The sequence below is a fragment of the Agrobacterium sp. Azo12 genome, from assembly GCF_029193765.2.
Classification (GTDB): domain Bacteria; phylum Pseudomonadota; class Alphaproteobacteria; order Rhizobiales; family Rhizobiaceae; genus Agrobacterium.
On record NZ_JARFYO020000003.1, the window covers coordinates 379624 to 396503 of the forward strand.

The following is a 16880-nucleotide window of genomic DNA, read 5'->3' on the forward strand; positions in this document are numbered from 1 at the left end:
CAGATTATCGCTTCATAATCGACGAATGCCGGCCGATTGTGATCCTACATGGAGCGCAGGGGCCAACGAATGGTGTCGCATATCAGACGAGCATACGCACCATTAAAGACCGCGCGTTGTCTAGCGATCCTGTCGCGTTCTCCTGTGTTCATTGAAATCAGCCGCCGCCGGGCGAAACGCTTTTGTCTTCAACATCCGGTGAAGCGCCAGTGCCCGGTGTTTTGCTTTTGTCCATCAAGTGCTGCTTGGCGTGGGGACCTGCGGCTGGGTTGTCCGAGGCAATCGGTGCCGTCTTTGCCGTCTCCTCAATAGCTTCTTGCGCTGTTGTGTCTGCATTGTCCTTGGTCATGATTGCTCCTGTTAAGCGGTTACACGATATTGGACGGCGTCAGGAATGAGGCGAGTGGTAATTGCCCGTTTGACCCACGCCTTTGACTTGGTTGTCGGCTCACTTGCTGATCTCACACGACGGGCTCGGACCGGCCTGAGCTATAGTCGTCATTCTCCATACGGTGCGTTCTCGACCGCGCGTACGATCTCGGCTTTGTTCAGCGTATTGACCCTGTTCATGATATAGGCGGCGACATTGCCCTGGCATTGATCCGCGAGCTCCAGAGTACCGTAGCCGTCTTCCTGGGCTTGAGTGCGCAGGATGTCCGCCTGTCGCTTGAAATAGACTGTCTCGTTGGAGAACCCTGAAGAAGTGGCCATTTCCTCGTACTTGTCATCGAGCCATTCCTGAATTGACTTCATGCTGCTTGTCCTTTGTTTTTGAAGGTTGAGGCTGTCGTCCGCAGCATCAGCAGCTACGCATTTGTCATCACACAACAATCAAGACTGCATGGGCGTCCTAACCTGAACGCAAAAGGCCAGTGGTTATCCGCGCCTATCGGCCCGCGTTTCTGAGAAGATCTATTTCTTTGGCAACTGGGCCGAGTAGCTTCCGTAATCTGTTTTCCTCGACCAGATCCAGGCGAAACCGTCTTGCGAACCCGCTGACCAGGACGGTTTTTACCTCCGCTGATGAGGGAGGTGTTGCAGTGGCTGAATGGTGCACAGTCGTTCCTTCCCGCATAATGATCTCCTCAGCGGAAATTTTCGAGACTGAGGGAAATGGCACTGCTTGCTTCTTTCGCATAGGCAGAGGCAGCTGCTTTCAAGATTCTCGGCCGCAGCGTGTCAAACGATGTCAAATAGTCGCTCTCGCTGGTGTTTCGGTGTGATTTTTCACAGGCGAGTACCTCGGTCGCGAGATAGAATTTCACCTCGAACATTCCGTCATAACCGCTGAATCGCACACACCTGTTTTTATCGTCGAAACTGCGTGCCTCATTGGGAAAGGTGATAGCCATCAAAAGCCTCCGTCATCTTGTGACCTGTCGATGGCATTTTCCGTCGACAAGTGCCCAAAGCGGGCCGTGGCTGTTGCGGAGCGGTTTCGCCGAGTGAGTGCTTTCAAAAGGTTGGCTTTCGTCCTGGTTCCATCACGGAATTCGGTAGTAAGAAAAATCAGTGCGTCGCGTTTCATGTCGGAACTGGCGTCGGCTTCAATACCCCGAAGACCGGCAGCCCTCAGGACGTCCCTGATCAGCTTGAAGCCGGCATTGTCGATCTGCACTGTTTCTGCTGGAGTGGAAGACATGCTGGCCTCCTTGGTTGGGGGCAAGGTTTTGCCCCTCGGCGACAGCGGTCCGAAAACAAGCTGTCACTATAACCCAAGGTCGTGCCGATTTATCCGATTACAAGGCCTCTTCGTTCGAGTGAACAAACTTAGGCATCAGTTTTCCTATTGGCGCTCCCTTGCAGCTCATCCGTCGGCCATGCCATGCGACGGTTGATGCTCAAGCAAATAGAAGCCTTGCAACCGCGATGTTTCGTCTAAAATCCCGCCGCGCAACCGTCTTTGCGTGGGTCTGACCCCGCAACATAGCCACCATCGATGCGATGGACCATTTGGGCGCCGCCGAACCCGAAGCTTGCCTCGGGGGGCTCGGCTGTGACGCGGTGACCCAGTGCAGCAAGTGCTTCGATTGTCGCCGCATCCATTGAGTTTTCCAGCGCGACATCAAGCCCTGAAATCACCCGCCAGCGCGGAGCATCGGCGGCGGTTTGCGGGTTCTGGCCCCATACCTGTGTACGTAGCATCATCTGGAGATGACCTTGAGCCTGCATTGGCCCCCCCATAAGGCCAAAAGCCATGACCGGTGCCGATTTGCCCATCACGAAACCTGGAATAATGGTATGAAATGGCCGTTTCGAAGGGCCTACCTGATTGGGATGGCCATCGGTGGTCGAAAAGCCGAAGCCACGGTTCTGGAGGCTGATACCCGTACCAGGCACAACCACGCCAGAGCCAAAACCGGCGTAGTTCGACTGTATGAACGAGACCATCATTCCGCTCTCGTCACCAGTGGCAAGGCATACCGTACCACCGTCTTTCGGCGCGCCGGTCGGAAAGTTTGTCGCCTTCGTGCGATCAATTAGTTGGCCGCGTCGGGTCAGATAAGCTGGCTCTAGCAGATGTGAAATGGTGACGTCGGTCATATGCAGTTGGTCGGCGACATAGGCGTGAATGTCGGCAAATGCCAGTTTCATGGCCTCGATCTGCAAGTGCATTGCCTCGCTGCTGTCGGGATCCAGATCCGCAATTTCGGTGCCTTGCAAGATGCCGAGCGCCATCAGCGCTGCAATTCCCTGTCCGTTAGGGGGAATCTCATGAAGGCTTGTGTCGCCAAACGTCTGGCTGATGGTCCCGCACCAGTCGTTTTTATGCTGCGCGAGATCATCAACACTCAGGACAGCATCATGTTCTCTTGCGAATGCCGCGATGTTTTCAGCCAGGCTACCGCTATAGAATGCCTCGCCTTTCGTCTGCGCAATCAGGCGCAGACTTTGCGCCATATCGGCCGAGCGGAATAATTCGCCAGCACCCGGAGCCCGTCCTCCAGGCATGAAGGTTTGCGCAAAACCCGGCTGGCTTTTCAACTCATCAGCTCCTCGTTGCCATTGGTCGGCAATAATCGGCGTAACGTGAAAGCCGTGCGAGGCGTAATGGATCGCCGGTTCAAACAGAGTTTCGAATGGAAGTTTGCCAAAGCGCGACGAGAGATCAACCCAGGCGGAAACAGCGCCCGGGACCGTAACACTTTCCCAACCTCTGCGGGGCATTGAAGAACCAGTGAAGCGTTCCGGCGTCCAGCCGGCGGGTGAACGTCCCGAGGCATTGAGGCCGTGAAGTTCCTTGCCGTCCCAAAGAATGCAGAAGGCATCCGAGCCAAGCCCATTACCAGTAGGCTCTACCACAGGCAGGGTAATCGCTGCAGCAAGTGCGGCGTCAACCGCATTGCCACCCTTGCGTAACATCGACAGACCGGCTTCAGTGGCCAGCGGATGCGATGTCGAAACGACATTGCGCGCCATGACAGGTGAGCGGCGGGAAACGTATTTCGGGGAAAACGGGAACTTCATTTTAATCTTTCAAAAATTGAGTTTCAACAGTTCGGCAGGATCAATCGCGGGAAGATCGGTTGTCTTTCCGGGATTACCGGTCATGACACCTCCATCGAACAGGTGCTCAATCAACTGGAGCGTTCTTGTGTAATGTGTGATGAGCGCTGCACAGGCATCCTGGCTGTTGCCATCGATTACAACCCTCATAAGGGCTTCATGTTCGGCGGTGCCGTCACGGGGGACGGTGCGATACGCATTGGAAACAGAAACATAACGTGCGGCGTGATCGGCAAGGATGTCGCAGAAGTCGAGCAACCAGGGCGAGCCGCAATTCGATAACAGCGCACGATGGAAACTGCGGTGTGCATCTTCCCAGCCGGGCCTGTCATCGGGAAAACCCGATGACTTATAGCGTGACAGCCGATGGAATGCGACAACGATGCCTTCTTCCCAGACTGCGGTGCGATTGTTGATGGATTCTTCCAGCGCCCTGGTTTCAAGCCAGCAGCGTGTCTTCACCAAGACGCGCCATTCCTCTAGCGCTATGGACGGGACAGAAAAACCGCGCTGCTCGTGGCGATCGACCAACCGCTCGGAGGAAAGCCGCGACAATGCCTCCCGAACCGCATTGCTACCCACTTCATAATTGGCGGCAATCGTTTCAATGCGAAGCTTTTCTCCAGGCTTGAACGAGCCGTTGATTATATCCGTTCGCAACTTCTGGTACACTGCGGTTGCCAGCGTTGTCTTGTCGCTCACCTTTGCCATTCATTCTTTCCATGAGACAGAAGCTTCATTTTTTCTTTGTCTTTCTGACCGCATCCGGGCCTCTCTGCCAGAAAACAAACCGGTACTGCATCCACGAAACCAGTCCGAACATCAGCAGGCCCAGTAGGCTGAGATACATAATTAGCGAGAATACACGCGGGGTATCGAGTTGAGCAGCAGCGATGCGGATCAGTTCCCCAAATCCTTTGCCCCCACCCAGAAACTCACCGGCAATCGCGCCAGATACAACGCTTATCGAAGCAATTTTCAAACCTGTAAAGAACTGTGGCAGTCCGGTGGGAATTTTGAGTTTGAGCAGTGTCTGCAACCGTGATGCGCCGATGCTTTTAAAGAGCATTCTGGCATTCTCATCGGCGGCATGCAGCCCAGCAGCCGTTCCTACCACGATGGGGAAAACAGATATGAAGGCTGCAAGTGCGACCTTGGACGTGATGCCGAAACCCAGCCACGCAACAAACAATGGCGCAAATGCAAGCTTGGGCATGGTATCGATTGCTACGACATAGGGCATCACTGCGCGTTCGCCAAATGACGTCTCACCGACGAGTACCCCGAGGAAAACGCCGATTGCCAGCGCAAGGATGAAGCCCCAGAAGACTTCTTGCGCGGTGACCCACAGCGCGGGAAGCATGTACTGGCCAGACAGCAGGTTACGGCCCACAAACCCGAGGTCGTAAAGTGTGGCCAGCGGTGATGGCAAGATCAGCTGGGAAACGATGCCTGCCGACGACACAAGCTGCCAGCATGACAGAAATGCCAGCATCAGGATGGTCATTGAGACCCACCTGGGGAGGAGGGATATCCACGAAACCCGCTCAGTCCATATGGTGTCGTCTTCCGGGCCTGACATCAAGCCGGAGGATGTTGCATCGGTCATAGGAAAGCCCCCTTGTCGAGAAGGTTGCGAATGGTGGACGTGTAATGCCCGAATTCCGGCAGCGTGGTCATTTCAAGTGTTCTCGGGCGAGGTAGGTCGATCTTGATGGATTTGACAACACGTCCAGGCCTTGCGGACATGACGTGCACAATATCCGACAGGATGACAGACTCTGAAATGGAGTGTGTCACGAGAAATGCCGAGGCGCCGCGTTCGAGGCACACTCGTTGCAATTCCATGTTCATGAAATCGCGAGTGATTTCATCGAGCGCACTGAACGGCTCATCCAGCAGCAGTACATCGGGATCTGAAATTAGCATCCGGCAAATTGCTGCCCGCTGTGCCATGCCGCCTGAGAGCTGACCGGGATAGGTGTGTTCAAATCCCTTCAAACCGACCAGCGACAAAAGAGCCTCGGCTTTTACTCGCGCCGCGGCAGCCACGGCGCGTCCCTCGCGGATTTCGAGGGGTAAAAGGATGTTCTCCAGTGTTGTTCGCCATGGAAACAATGTCGCTTGCTGGAACATCATGCCAATATCGGGACGTGGCCCCATAACCGGCGTTCCCGATAGCATGACGCTGCCTCGGGATGGAGGTGTCAGACCCGCCATGATCTTCAGAAGCGTTGATTTTCCGCAGCCGCTTGAGCCGATGACTGAATGAAATTCCCCCTTGTTCAGCGTTATGTCGACAGCCTCCAGCGCAACAACGTCGCGCTGGCCATAGATCTTGCTGACATTACTCAACTGAAAGACCGGCTTGTCAGGCTTTTCCACCACAGCTTTCCTCTGTGCTGCCATCATCTCGGAGAGTTCCACTTTTCAATGAACTCGTTGGTGTAGGCCTGCTCGAGATTGTCCAAAGGCTGCTTCAGATCGCCTGCCGCCACAAGCGTGCTCTGCCACTGCTGCCAGGCCACGGGGTTCTGGTATCCATAACCCTTCGTGGGATCGAGCGGTGTGGTTAAATCGAAGTAAATATCCAGAAGTGCGCTTGCGAATTCCTTGTCCTCTAGCTGCTGCGGGTTGCCCATCTGTGCATGTTGCAGCGTTGCTTCGCGGTTTGCAGGATCGATGCCGAACTTCACTCCCCTGACGAGTGCGCGCCCGAAGCCCTCCAGTACATCTTTGTTGTCATCGAGAAACGACCGTGTCGTCACATATCCATTGCCAAAATAGGCCTTGAAGTCGGGTGGTGTCAGATTGCGCAGTTTTACACCGCGCAAACGCAGCGTCGCGGTGCCGGCAGTATCGGCAGCGTAAGCATCGATTGATTTGTTTGCGAACCCGGCAACGGCCATTCCTCCTTCACCTACGGTAATAAAGGTATAGTCGCTGCCTTCCTTCATTCCGGCGGCATCGAAGATCGATCGCACGAAAGCGACTTCGGCCCCGTCCGACGTGCCCACACCAATGACTTTGCCCTTGAGATCTGCTGGTGTTTGGAAGGGTGAATCCTCTGTCGTTACCAGGTTAAACTGGCTGCGCGCAAAGTAGTTGTAGATATAGACCAGATCCTCACCGCGGCCACGGGCATTCAAAAGCGGACCGGGGCCGGGATGGCCAAGCTGCGCCTGACCAGCGAGCAGGGCCTGGATTACCTGGGCGGAACCGTTGAGGCTTTCGGGACGGATCGTAATATTCTCCTCCTCAAAATATCCCTCTCCGATTGCGTTGTAGAGGGCGAAATAACCCAGCCCCATGGAGCTTGGATAGGCAATGACCAGCTCCTTTTTCTCCTGGGACATGGCATGGCCGGATAGAAACATCGCGGCGGATGCCGTGAAGGCCATCAGTGTTCTGCGTGTGATCATCTGCTGTTCCCCTTCGTTGTCTTCTGCAACGTCTTCAGGAAGTCACTAACTTTGCGGACTGTCAATCAATATTCATATTTTTTTCTTTTTTTTAAAAATATGCAGATTTTGATAGACAGGCGCAGTAACATGCATATTGTTCTGAGGCGTATCAAACTCTCAGGATTGCCTAAATGAAGCCAGAAGCCACCTTTGCCGTGCCTGCACCGGAGCAACCGAGCCTGCCTGTCGTTGGCAGTGACAAACGATTTCCTGTCCGACGCATCTATTGCATCGGGCGCAACTATGTTGCCCATGTGCGTGAAATGGGCGGAGACGAAACACGCGATTTTCCGCTTGTATTCCAAAAGCCCCGCGACTGCGTTGTTCAGGATGGGGGGACCGTGCCGTATCCGCCTAAAACCAATGATTTTCATTTCGAACTTGAGCTGATGGTCGTCATGAAGTCAGGGGGATATGACATTCCCGAAGCCGAGGCGTTATCGCATGTATTCGGCTACGGCATCTGCCTCGACATGACACGACGAACGCTTCTCGACACCGCAGAAGGGCCACGTTCGCCATGGGAGTTGAAGAAGTCATTTGATCTGTCTGCACCTTGCGGTCCCGTCTACCCCGTTGAACAGGTCGGTCACCCGGCAACGGGCCGTATTAAACTGGAAGTCGACGGTAAGGCTCATCAGGACTCAGACCTTGGCCTGATGATATGGCGCACACCGGAAATCATCTCAACTCTATCGCGCTATTACTCGCTGGAGCCGGGAGATGTCATCATGACCGGTACGCCGGACGGGGTAGGGCCCGTTACGGAGGGAAATGTGCTCGTGGGAAGCATTGACAATCTCGGCACGCTAACCGTGACGATCGGGGCGCCCGTCAAGGCTGCTGCCTGATCGAGGAGATTTCTGCTCCGCAAGGAATAAGTACCTGTTTTACGTGGATCGGCCAGGCAGCAATGTCTGGCCGATTACGTCAAGTCGCCAGGGTTTCATGCCATAATGCGCTGTGCTCTACCATCTCACGAGACGAAAACCTGGGCTCGGGGTCGAGCGGGTGAAACGCACCGGAAAGCCGCTTTGCCTCAGTTGGTGAAAGAGATTTTGTAGCAGTCTGTTGCTTTTCCTCTACCGTGACGGTGGGTTTGCAACTGCCTTCGTCCGTGACGGTCTGGTCGGCAAAGTTCTTCAATATGTTGGTCATGGAATTGCCACAGCGCGGACGAGGCCGCTGCCGCTAAGCACTATAGGTGCCTGCTTCTCAGCGATTGCATGGGGCTGAGGAACTAATTGGTGTTTCGATTGTTCGACTCTCGGTTGGGCAGCGTCTGCGGTTGACGCAAGTGGTCTCGACGTCAATGAAAGGCAAACCCATGCTCAAGACAACATTTATGATTGTGCTTGCTACTCTTGCAGCTTCGCCAGCATCTGCCATATCCCGCTATGAAACGCCCGCAATGAACTGCGCATCGGTACAAAGTGCGATTGACAGGGAAGGTGCAGTCATTCTCCGTTATCCATCAACACGCGTTCGTGACATGACACTCTACGACCGTTACGTCCGCAGTGCCCGGCAATGCGAGATTGGTGAATATGCTGCCCGAAACAGCGTACCGACGCGCGATGTGGAAAATTGTCAGGTCTACCGTTGCGAGCCGCGTTGCAGGCAATCGCCACTCAGTCGAGACTGCTGAGCCAATCAATTCGTCGGACCATTTTACTGCGAATTGATGATTGGCTTTTACCGCCTTGTTCCATCATCTCTTGATGGGTTCAGACCTTCGGCTCTAAGATCCCTTGAAGCTGATCATCCCGATGTCAACTTCGCATCTGATTATTATGATCAAACCTTGTCATAAGTGAACGACGTCAAAAGCGTCGTGACGAAGTTGCTGGCCTTTTCCTTGACCAGGACTTCCGTCCATTCATCAGTCCCGCGAAGCATCAGTCCGGTGTAGATGCTGTCGACGGCCGCCTCTTCAACTCTCTTGATATGCGCTTGGAAGGACGCCTCATCCCCTGATTTGTACAGGTCTCGAACGACCATCCGCAGAATTTCCTGCACGGCAATCTGCCAAGCCGTGTTGATTGCCTGAAGTTCGTTGGCTGGGTTCGTCATCGAGAACTCCTGTTATTGCGGCCACTGGCCACCTGGGCCACCCGCGCAATTGCGGTGTCATCAGGCAAAAAAAAGGCCAGGCAACTTGCCTGACCTCAGTAGGTATTGTGCTTTCAACAGTGCCAGTACATCCGTGGTCAAAGGAAAGCAGATACCGATTTAAGCAGCCTGAAGATTGCACGCCGACATTTTGCCGGACTTGTTGTCGCGCTCCAGATCGTAGCTAAGCTTCTGGCCTTCGACGATTTCGCGCATTCCGGCGCGCTCGACGGCAGAGATGTGAACGAACGCGTCAGCGCTGCCGTTGTCAGGCTGGATGAAGCCGAAGCCCTTGGTGGAATTAAACCATTTAACTGTGCCGGTGATCATAATGAACCCTTTCATAGCAATATAGATGACCTCAGCGCGACTGCGCTGCGGATGATGATAACGATTGTTTTAAAGGGAGGGTTCGTTGAAAGCGCGGTGCTAATCGCGCGGTAACCAAAGCTCAGCAAGAAAATATCGATAATGAATAAATAGTGGATCCAAATCTGATTGTCAACTTTTAGTTTTGCCTAAAGGCGATTCTACCTATGGGTGTTAAGGCCGCCACCACCTCATTTTCGTCTCGTCGGTGATCGGCAGATCGTGATGTAGCGAAACAGCACTTTCACCACACAGGATCTGAAACGTCCGGGCAGGCCAGGTGCGTGAGGTGGATGGCAGAAGGCAAATCACGGCAGAGCACCCTTGTCAGTTGACTATCTTGCTATACTGCTGTGCCTCCCGGGCAAGTATTTCGCGTGCCGCGTGATTGGCAATCGGGATGCTCAGATTTGCCGAAATTTCGCCGGCAGCGATGAGGGCGTGGTAACGGGCACAGCATACGCGCAAGAATGAGGTGAAGTTGCCGAGATCATGATCGGCATCCATCGCCTCATGCCATAGCCTTGTTATGAGCTGCGCGACAGTCATGCCGTCGCGCAGGCCGATTTCGCTCAGCGTATACCAGAAATGATTTTCGATCCGGATCGAGGTGGTCACACCATCGATGCGCAGACTATGGGTGCAGCTTTGCCACTGACTGGCATCGGCCTTGATAAAGAGTTCGCACATCGCACGGGCCTCCCTTCCCTTTAATGTCGCAGCAGTGTGACAATTCCTCTAGCTGGCAACAACCCGACTGCGCACTGGTTCGCCCGGAGCTGGAGACTGCTCTTACAAAATCGCAAGAAACTGCTTGAGCCATGCCGGGTGTGCGGGCCATGCCGGCGCCGTCACCAGATTGCCATCGGTGACGGCTTCTGTCACTGCAATCTCAGCGAATGTTCCACCAGACGCTGTTACTTCGTAAGCGCAGGCCGGGTACGCCGAGCAGATACGACCCTTCAGAACGCCTGCTGCAGCAAGCAACTGAGCACCATGGCATATTGCGGCAACCGGTTTCCCCTCGTCAAAAAAATGCTTCACCTTGGCAAGGACATCGGGGTCCATCCGGAGATATTCCGGTGCACGACCGCCCGGGACGACTAACGCATCGTAATGCGCTGGATCGACCGATGCGAAATCGGCATTCAAAGCGAAATTATGGCCGGGTTTTTCGGAGTAAGTCTGGTCGCCTTCGAAATCGTGTATCGCGGTCTTGACCTTATCGCCCGCCTTTTTGCCGGGACATACGGCATCGACGCTGTGGCCGCAGGCCAGAAGCGTCTGGAACGGGACCATGGTTTCATAGTCCTCGGTAAAGTCACCCGTAATCATAAGAATCTTCGCCATCATACATCCCTCCCTATAGCCGCGATGATTGCAGCTACAGATTAGGCGAAGTCCATTGAAACGGGTGTTATTCCAATACTACGACCGTAGTATTTTCATGTTCGCAACGCTCCGTGTGTCACTTTGGATGTGCGATCGTTGCTGGTTGATGGGCGCGGTTCATTCTGCCGCGCCCCATTAGCGGTTACTTGACAGGTGGAGAAGCCTTACCAAGCTTTACCGACGGCTCACGGCCCCAGACACGAAGTTTGCCAAGTTCCGAAACGAAAGCTGACAGGCCGTCTTCTCCGGGCAAAGCCAGAACGCCTTCATCAAGGTCTGCAATCCCCGCTTTTTCAAGCAGCGGGAGCGCTGATTGATCGTAACCGATGAATTTGCAGTGCTGAAAAGCGTCGGCCACAAAGTCTCTGGCAGTCGCCTCATTCACCAGGTCGTCAATCGCATCGGTTGACGAAAGAATGGCCACGGCATCGAACAGAACCGACGGTCCGCCATCGATCATATGCTGAGCCTCGATCCAGCTCCCATCAGAGGCTTCGACCCCGCCGACCTTGGGTGCAATCAGCTCGACAACACCTTTTTCCTTCATGATGGCATCTGTCAGACCTTTCAATAGGCTGGCATCCACACCATCGGTGACCAGAATACCAAGTTTTCGCCCTTCGAAGCGCTGGGGCCCATTTTCGATGATGCTGAGCGCGGGGGATGGCTCCAGATCCTGGCGCGTTGGTACCGCAGCGTCAGCAGGCTTTGGCATTTTCTTGATGCCGAGCTTCTGGGAAACGGTCGTGGCAAGCGTCTCATCTATGTTTAAAAGATGGGATATCATGCGCTCGCGAATGACCGGGATTTCAACCTTGCTAAGTTCAAATGTCAAAGCAGCGGCGATGTGGCGCTGTTCCGGTGGTGTTTGGCTGATGAAGAATTGCCTTGCTTGGCTATAGTGGTCAGCAAAGCTCTCCGGACGTAGCCGGGCTTTTGCCCCCTGTTCTTCGGCGGGGAAATGCCGGTACCCACGGGCCGGCGATTCCCGCGGCCCTTCGCCAAACGAGTTCGGCTGGTAATTGACCTTACCGACAGGATTGCGCATTGCCATATGACCGTCCTGTTGGAAATGTGCGAACGGACACTTCGGGGCATTGATAGGCAGGTGCGTGAAATTCGGCCCGCCCAGGCGTTTCAATTGTGTATCGAGGTAAGAAAAGTTGCGGCCCTGCAGAAGAGGGTCGTTACTGAAATCGATGCCCGGCGGTACGTTCTGCGTCATGAAGGCAACCTGCTCGGTTTCCGCGAAGAAGTTGTCTGGCATGCGGTCAAGAACCAGCCGCCCGATCGGCTGAGGCTTGATGATTTCCTCGGGGATGAGTTTCGTCGGGTCGAGTACGTCGAAATCAAAGCTGTCGGCGAAGGCCTGATCGAAAAGCTGGACCTGCAGCTCCCATTCCGGAAAGTTGCCTGACTGGATGGCGTTCCAGAGATCGCGACGGTGGAAGTCCGGGTCTGCGCCGTTGATTTTGACCGCTTCGTTCCAGGCCACGGACTGAAGGCCCAGTTTTGGCTTCCAGTGGAATTTAACGAAAGTCGACTCCTCCTTGGCATTCACCAGGCGGAAGGTGTGCACCCCGAAACCTTCCATGAAGCGGAAAGACCGCGGTATGGCACGATCGGACATGGTCCAAATGACCATGTGCATACTTTCGGGAGTGAGACTGATGAAGTCCCAGAAATTGTCATGGGCCGTCTGCGCTTGGGGGAAGGCCCTATCCGGTTCCTGCTTGGCCGCATGAATGAGGTCCGGGAATTTGATGGCGTCCTGGATAAAAAAGACCGGAATGTTGTTGCCCACCAGATCCCAGTTGCCTTCCTGGGTGTAGAGCTTGACGGCAAACCCGCGCACGTCGCGTGCGAGGTCGGCAGACCCCTTGTTTCCGGCTACGGTCGAGAAACGTACGAAGGCGGGCGTCTTTTCACCTTTACGCTGCAGGAAATCAGCTTTCGTATAGGCAGCAAATGAATCGTACGTCTCGAAGAATCCATGCGCACCATAACCGCGCGCATGCACGACCCGTTCGGGAATCCGCTCATGGTCGAAATGAAACATCTTCTCACGGAAGTGAAAGTCGTCGACGACGAGTGGTCCCAGGGCCCCGATGCGCAGCGAGTTCTGGTCGTCCGCAATTGGTCCGCCCTGCGCGGTCGTCAATATGGGTGTGTCGCCTTCGGCTATCTGGTGTAGTTCACCACCCGGCCCGCGCTGTAGCGTCACATCGTGTATTGTGGCGGTATCGGGTGCTGAATGCGGCGATTTGACGGTTGTGTTCTTGGCCATGGTGGGCTCCTGATGAACTGGGTTCGACGGGCGCCTGCGGCCCGAAAGCAGAAAGGCCGCCCCCGAAGGGCGGCCTGATCCGTAGTGTCGGCAGTCTAGCTGGCTTTCTTCATCGTGCCTTTGGCATTCGCTGAAGATTCACCGAGCGCCGTGAGCTTCTGGTCCGTGGCAATCTCTTCCTGCAAGGTGGCATCCAGTAACGACGCTGCCTCCTTCATTCCAAGCTGGCTGGCCCAGGACTTCAGCGTGCCATAACGGGCGATCTCATAGTGCTCGACAGCCTGCGCGGAAGAAATCAGTCCGGCATCGAGCGCTGCCGTGCCTTTGTAGTCCTCCATGATCTCTTCGCCTTCTGCGAGGATGCCCTGGATCGCTTCGCATGTCTTGCCGCGAGCTGGCTTGCCAAGAAGCTCGAAAATCTGCTCCAGACGCTCGATCTGAACCTGAGTTTCGTCGCGATGCTGGAGGAAGCCAGCCTTGCCTTCTTCTGATTGCGCGGCGCGCGCCATTTTCGGCAAGGCCTTCAAGATCTGTTTTTCAGCGAAGTAGATGTCCTTGAGCGTATCAAGGAAAAGGTCGTTCAATGTTTTTTCGTTAGCCATTGGTGTTGTCCTGTTTTTTAAATGGGGTGAACTGAAACTTGAAAACACGCCTGTTATGGGCGGGCTTTGTCTGGGCTAGAGACCAGCGCCTGTGCGGCGATAGCGGTTACGTTCCTGCTCGATTTCCTCGGCGGGGTAGGGGTCGAGGGTATCGTCGAAACGCGTCCAACCCTGCTCCTCGTAAGCGGCGCGCCGCTCTGTCGGATCAACCAGGTTCGAGCGCTTCAAAATTGCGTCTGCTTGTGGAGCGAGTGTGTCTTCGACTTTAGCCGTTACCAGCGTTCCTCCGCGGCGAACGCCTTCGGCATAGACGTGCGCGTCGTCTTCGGTTACGCCCGAGCTTGTCATGGCACCGATTATCCCGCCGGTTGCGCCGCCCGCGACTGCGCCTGCAACCGCACCGGCAGCTGTGGCTGCAAGCCATCCTGCGGCCACAACCGGTCCAACGCCGGGGATTGCCATCAGACCGAGACCCGTGAGCAGGCCACCAGTGCCGCCGATGGCGGCACCTATGCCAGCACCTGTGCCAGCGCCCTCCGCTGCATTTGAATTATCCGCGTGCCGATCGTCAGCATTGTGAGAAACGATACTGATGTCGCTGGATTTTACGCCCGCTGACTCGAGAGCGCCGACAGCTGCGCTTGCATCGGAATAGTTGTCGAAAAGGCCGGTTACAGTTTTCATGATTGAAATTCCTATTGTTATATTGGGTTACTTCGCGACGACATTGCCCTGATAGTCGAGGGCGACCGAAACGGACTTGCCGTCCTTCACGCCGGTGGCCATCCAGATGCCATTGTCATCCTTTTTCAGGTCCGTGACGGAGAACCCTGCTTCTTCGATCCGTTTTTTCGCCTGTGCTTCGGTGAAGCTGTTTGCCCCTTCAACGGGTGCGGTGGCATTCCTAGGCTGCGGTGTGGCGATAGCTGGTGTCGTTGCATCAGAGTTCGCGGTCGGCGCTGTCTGAGCGAATGCGCAAACCGCGCTGGCGCTGAGCAGCGCCGCGGCAAGCATATAATTTTTCACTGGGGTATTCCTCTCGTTTGGAGCTCGTAGTTACGAACTCCTCAGTCCCTAACCCCAGGACCCGGCAATTGTTCCATGCTGCTGGAGACTAGTTTAACTTGCCGACTGACCTGAGCGGGCCACACGCCCGGTTTTGAAGAGCGCTCACAGACCAACAGCGGAAATAATGGGGGCACGGATGTCGCGGGGGCGCCAGGGGGACCGACCACTGGTGCTTTGACCATCTGCCTGACGAAGATCTAAGGGGATAAAAGCTTTCATCGAGTTTCATGGTGGACGCGTGGAGTGCTGACGCATCGTCTCGATTCTCTCGTACCCCTGGCGCGACTACTTCGTTGGGCGAGGACGGCATGAACGGCCGAAACCAGGACACGGCTTGTTCCAACTCAGCTTAGCCTGCTGAAAACCTTGCTCCGATCGGCGACGTCAGTGTCGGAGTGCTTTGCACATGCCAGTGCCGCCGATTTGAGCGGTGTGGCCCGGCGATCGATCGTTACCGAGAGGCGGGCGCGTTCGTGTTTTTGCCTCATCTTGCTCCTAGCGTAAGGCATCAAGAAGGAGACAGACATGCTGAAATATCGCCTCATATTTGCCCTCCCGATTACGGCAACGCTCGCTGCTTGCTCCTCTGCTGATGTGCAAAAAGAAACGGCGCAGGAAGTACGGCCGATGGACGAAGTGCCAGTTCAAAAGACCCTGCCGAACGGAGATCGGGAATATGCTTATCGAAGTGGTTGCTTGGTCGTATTGGAGCGAAAACGTGCTGTGGTGAAGAGTGAAAGTGCCAACTGTCAGCTACACCACCGCGATATTTCCTTACTCTACGCCTCTGGCGATTGATTTCACCACGGTCGTGAAAATGGCCATCGTGTCTCGCTGGATGATCGTGAGTTCTTCACGCCTCCTGCTTCCATGGCCTAACCAACATGCTGTTGGATTGCCGGTTCGAACCCGGCCAAGGCAAGTTACCTCGAAGCCTCGTTGAGTTGTTTCGCTTGCACGGGAGCCGGCCCCGATGATCTCCTCTCAATGAATGTCGATGCAATAAGAATGCGTCGTGCCGGAACCGAGAGGTCGCGCGTTTCAAGCCGCTCCAGCAAAAGCCGAAGCGCCGTTGCACCCATTTCCAGGCCCTGTACTTTAATCGTCGTCAGTTGTGGAGATATCTGGGTTGCAGCGGAGAAGTCGCCAAAGCCGACAACCGACATATCTTCGGGAATCCTGAACCCGCGGGCTAGAAGCTCGGAAACCGCGGTCAGTGCCAACCCGTCATGAGCACAAAACATTGCCGTGGGGAGGACGCCGGATTTCTGGAGTGTTAAGAGCGCTGGGATAAAGCCGCCGTCTTCTGCAAAACGCAGGTCATGGAGTTCAGCATCCGGGCAACCCTCCAGGCTCTCCCTCAGACCATAGTATCGTTCCCGTCGTCCGCGATATCCTTCTTCACCCTGAAGAAAGACGATCTTGCGGTGGCCAAGACCAAGCAGATATTCACCCACAGCAATTCCGGCCTCATGATCGGTTCCGCCCACATGATCCGCCTGCTCCAAAGGGGAAACCCAGCCCAGCCGGACCACGGGTACACCTGAAGCTTTGACGATGTCGAGCGTGGTCTGCTCGTGAGGGCCAACAAGAATGATGCCAGCGCTATCTTTGGCCATTGCCTCTACGCGATTGGCATCGTGGGTCCACTGCAACCGAACCGGCTGGCCGAGCCGGTGGGCCTCCCGTTGCATGCCATCCTGGAGCATCGTGCGCAGCTCATAGCTCACACTATCCACTTTATCATGAAAGATGAGGGTGATTTCGCGCTGTTCCTCAATCGGCTTTTGCCGGTTGTACCCGAGTGCGGTTGCAGCCTCCTCAACCCGCTGTCGCGTGCTTTCGCTCACACCTTCCTTTCCCGCAAGGGAGCGGGAGACGGCAAATTTGGACAGCCCAGTGTAGCTGGCAATGTCCTGCAGCGTGACCCGACCCATGTCGAACCCTCCTGAATATTGACGCATCGCGCAGTGAATAAAAGAAATTTAACATAACGCTTTACCTAACAAAATACATAATGCAAGCTAACAAAATAACAAAACAAATACTCAATGGAGAATGATCTGCAAGAAAGCTGAG

The 16880-nt window shown here is 55.0% G+C and carries 22 protein-coding genes; 3 read left to right on the plus strand and 19 right to left on the minus strand.

Annotated elements, in window-relative coordinates:
• Positions 1–157: 157 nt before the first annotated feature.
• From PYL13_RS23770 to PYL13_RS23815, 9 genes are all read right to left on the minus strand, one after another.
• Positions 158–349, minus strand: a complete 192-nt coding sequence (locus tag PYL13_RS23770; RefSeq protein WP_275643531.1) for a hypothetical protein — start codon at positions 347–349, stop codon at positions 158–160.
• Positions 350–498: 149 nt separating this feature from the next.
• Entirely contained in the window at positions 499–753 is a 255-nt protein-coding gene (locus PYL13_RS23775) for a hypothetical protein (protein ID WP_275643532.1), read from the minus strand.
• Positions 754–1085: 332 nt separating this feature from the next.
• The gene (locus PYL13_RS23785; RefSeq protein ID WP_275643534.1) at positions 1086–1352 is read right to left on the minus strand and encodes a DUF1488 domain-containing protein; all 267 of its coding nucleotides are present in this window, start codon (positions 1350–1352) and stop codon (positions 1086–1088) included.
• Positions 1352–1642: a hypothetical protein gene (locus PYL13_RS23790; protein WP_275643535.1), complete on the minus strand. Its 291-nt coding sequence runs from the start codon at positions 1640–1642 to the stop codon at positions 1352–1354. The genes PYL13_RS23785 and PYL13_RS23790 overlap by 1 nt, the downstream gene beginning before the upstream one ends.
• A gap of 236 nt (positions 1643–1878) precedes the next feature.
• Positions 1879–3468, minus strand: coding sequence for a gamma-glutamyltransferase family protein (locus tag PYL13_RS23795; RefSeq protein ID WP_275643536.1), 1590 nt, complete (start codon positions 3466–3468; stop codon positions 1879–1881).
• 9 nt (positions 3469–3477) lie between these two features.
• Entirely contained in the window at positions 3478–4218 is a 741-nt protein-coding gene (locus PYL13_RS23800; protein ID WP_275643537.1) for a GntR family transcriptional regulator, read from the minus strand.
• Positions 4219–4243: 25 nt separating this feature from the next.
• Entirely contained in the window at positions 4244–5116 is an 873-nt protein-coding gene (locus PYL13_RS23805) for an ABC transporter permease (protein ID WP_275643538.1), read from the minus strand.
• A complete protein-coding gene (locus PYL13_RS23810; protein ID WP_275643539.1) occupies positions 5113–5919 on the minus strand; it encodes an ABC transporter ATP-binding protein in 807 nt (268 codons plus the stop codon). Before PYL13_RS23810 ends, PYL13_RS23805 begins: the two co-directional genes overlap by 4 nt.
• Positions 5916–6908 carry an ABC transporter substrate-binding protein gene (locus PYL13_RS23815; protein WP_275643540.1) on the minus strand — a complete coding sequence of 331 codons (993 nt, stop codon included), beginning with the start codon at positions 6906–6908 and terminating at the stop codon, positions 5916–5918. The genes PYL13_RS23810 and PYL13_RS23815 overlap by 4 nt, the downstream gene beginning before the upstream one ends.
• Positions 6909–7102: 194 nt before the next feature.
• Here PYL13_RS23815 and PYL13_RS23820 point away from each other — a divergent pair, with 194 nt between their 5' ends.
• Positions 7103–7822 carry a fumarylacetoacetate hydrolase family protein gene (locus tag PYL13_RS23820; protein WP_192490192.1) on the plus strand — a complete coding sequence of 240 codons (720 nt, stop codon included), beginning with the start codon at positions 7103–7105 and terminating at the stop codon, positions 7820–7822.
• Positions 7823–7901: 79 nt separating this feature from the next.
• Here the strand turns inward: PYL13_RS23820 and PYL13_RS23825 are convergent, their stop codons facing one another.
• Positions 7902–8129: a hypothetical protein gene (locus PYL13_RS23825; protein ID WP_275643541.1), complete on the minus strand. Its 228-nt coding sequence runs from the start codon at positions 8127–8129 to the stop codon at positions 7902–7904.
• Positions 8130–8298: 169 nt separating this feature from the next.
• Here PYL13_RS23825 and PYL13_RS23830 point away from each other — a divergent pair, with 169 nt between their 5' ends.
• The gene (locus tag PYL13_RS23830) at positions 8299–8619 is read left to right on the plus strand and encodes a hypothetical protein (RefSeq protein WP_275643542.1); all 321 of its coding nucleotides are present in this window, start codon (positions 8299–8301) and stop codon (positions 8617–8619) included.
• Between the two features lie 149 nt (positions 8620–8768).
• On the opposite strand, the gene PYL13_RS23835 is transcribed toward PYL13_RS23830, so the two are convergent.
• From PYL13_RS23835 to PYL13_RS23870, 8 genes are all read right to left on the minus strand, one after another.
• Complete coding sequence (locus PYL13_RS23835; protein WP_250984718.1) at positions 8769–9044, minus strand: hypothetical protein; 276 nt, start codon at positions 9042–9044, stop codon at positions 8769–8771.
• A gap of 159 nt (positions 9045–9203) precedes the next feature.
• On the minus strand, positions 9204–9413 hold the full coding sequence (locus tag PYL13_RS23840) for a cold-shock protein (protein WP_192490079.1): 210 nt from the start codon (positions 9411–9413) through the stop codon (positions 9204–9206).
• Between the two features lie 366 nt (positions 9414–9779).
• On the minus strand, positions 9780–10142 hold the full coding sequence (locus PYL13_RS23845; protein ID WP_275643543.1) for a ribbon-helix-helix domain-containing protein: 363 nt from the start codon (positions 10140–10142) through the stop codon (positions 9780–9782).
• Between the two features lie 102 nt (positions 10143–10244).
• Positions 10245–10805 carry a DJ-1/PfpI family protein gene (locus tag PYL13_RS23850; protein WP_275643544.1) on the minus strand — a complete coding sequence of 187 codons (561 nt, stop codon included), beginning with the start codon at positions 10803–10805 and terminating at the stop codon, positions 10245–10247.
• Positions 10806–10986: 181 nt separating this feature from the next.
• Positions 10987–13131, minus strand: coding sequence for a catalase C (gene catE / locus PYL13_RS23855; RefSeq protein ID WP_275643545.1), 2145 nt, complete (start codon positions 13129–13131; stop codon positions 10987–10989).
• A gap of 95 nt (positions 13132–13226) precedes the next feature.
• On the minus strand, positions 13227–13733 hold the full coding sequence (locus PYL13_RS23860) for a YciE/YciF ferroxidase family protein (protein WP_250985743.1): 507 nt from the start codon (positions 13731–13733) through the stop codon (positions 13227–13229).
• A gap of 75 nt (positions 13734–13808) precedes the next feature.
• Positions 13809–14417 (minus strand): general stress protein, encoded by a 609-nt coding sequence (locus tag PYL13_RS23865; RefSeq protein ID WP_275643546.1) that lies wholly within the window; start codon positions 14415–14417, stop codon positions 13809–13811.
• A gap of 27 nt (positions 14418–14444) precedes the next feature.
• Positions 14445–14747 carry a PepSY domain-containing protein gene (locus PYL13_RS23870; RefSeq protein WP_441296699.1) on the minus strand — a complete coding sequence of 101 codons (303 nt, stop codon included), beginning with the start codon at positions 14745–14747 and terminating at the stop codon, positions 14445–14447.
• Positions 14748–15326: 579 nt separating this feature from the next.
• Between PYL13_RS23870 and PYL13_RS23875 the strand changes: the two genes are divergently transcribed.
• Positions 15327–15599 (plus strand): hypothetical protein, encoded by a 273-nt coding sequence (locus tag PYL13_RS23875; protein WP_275643548.1) that lies wholly within the window; start codon positions 15327–15329, stop codon positions 15597–15599.
• Between the two features lie 125 nt (positions 15600–15724).
• Here PYL13_RS23875 and PYL13_RS23880 read toward each other — a convergent pair whose 3' ends face one another.
• A complete protein-coding gene (locus PYL13_RS23880) occupies positions 15725–16738 on the minus strand; it encodes a LacI family DNA-binding transcriptional regulator (protein WP_192490201.1) in 1014 nt (337 codons plus the stop codon).
• Positions 16739–16880 lie beyond the last annotated feature (142 nt).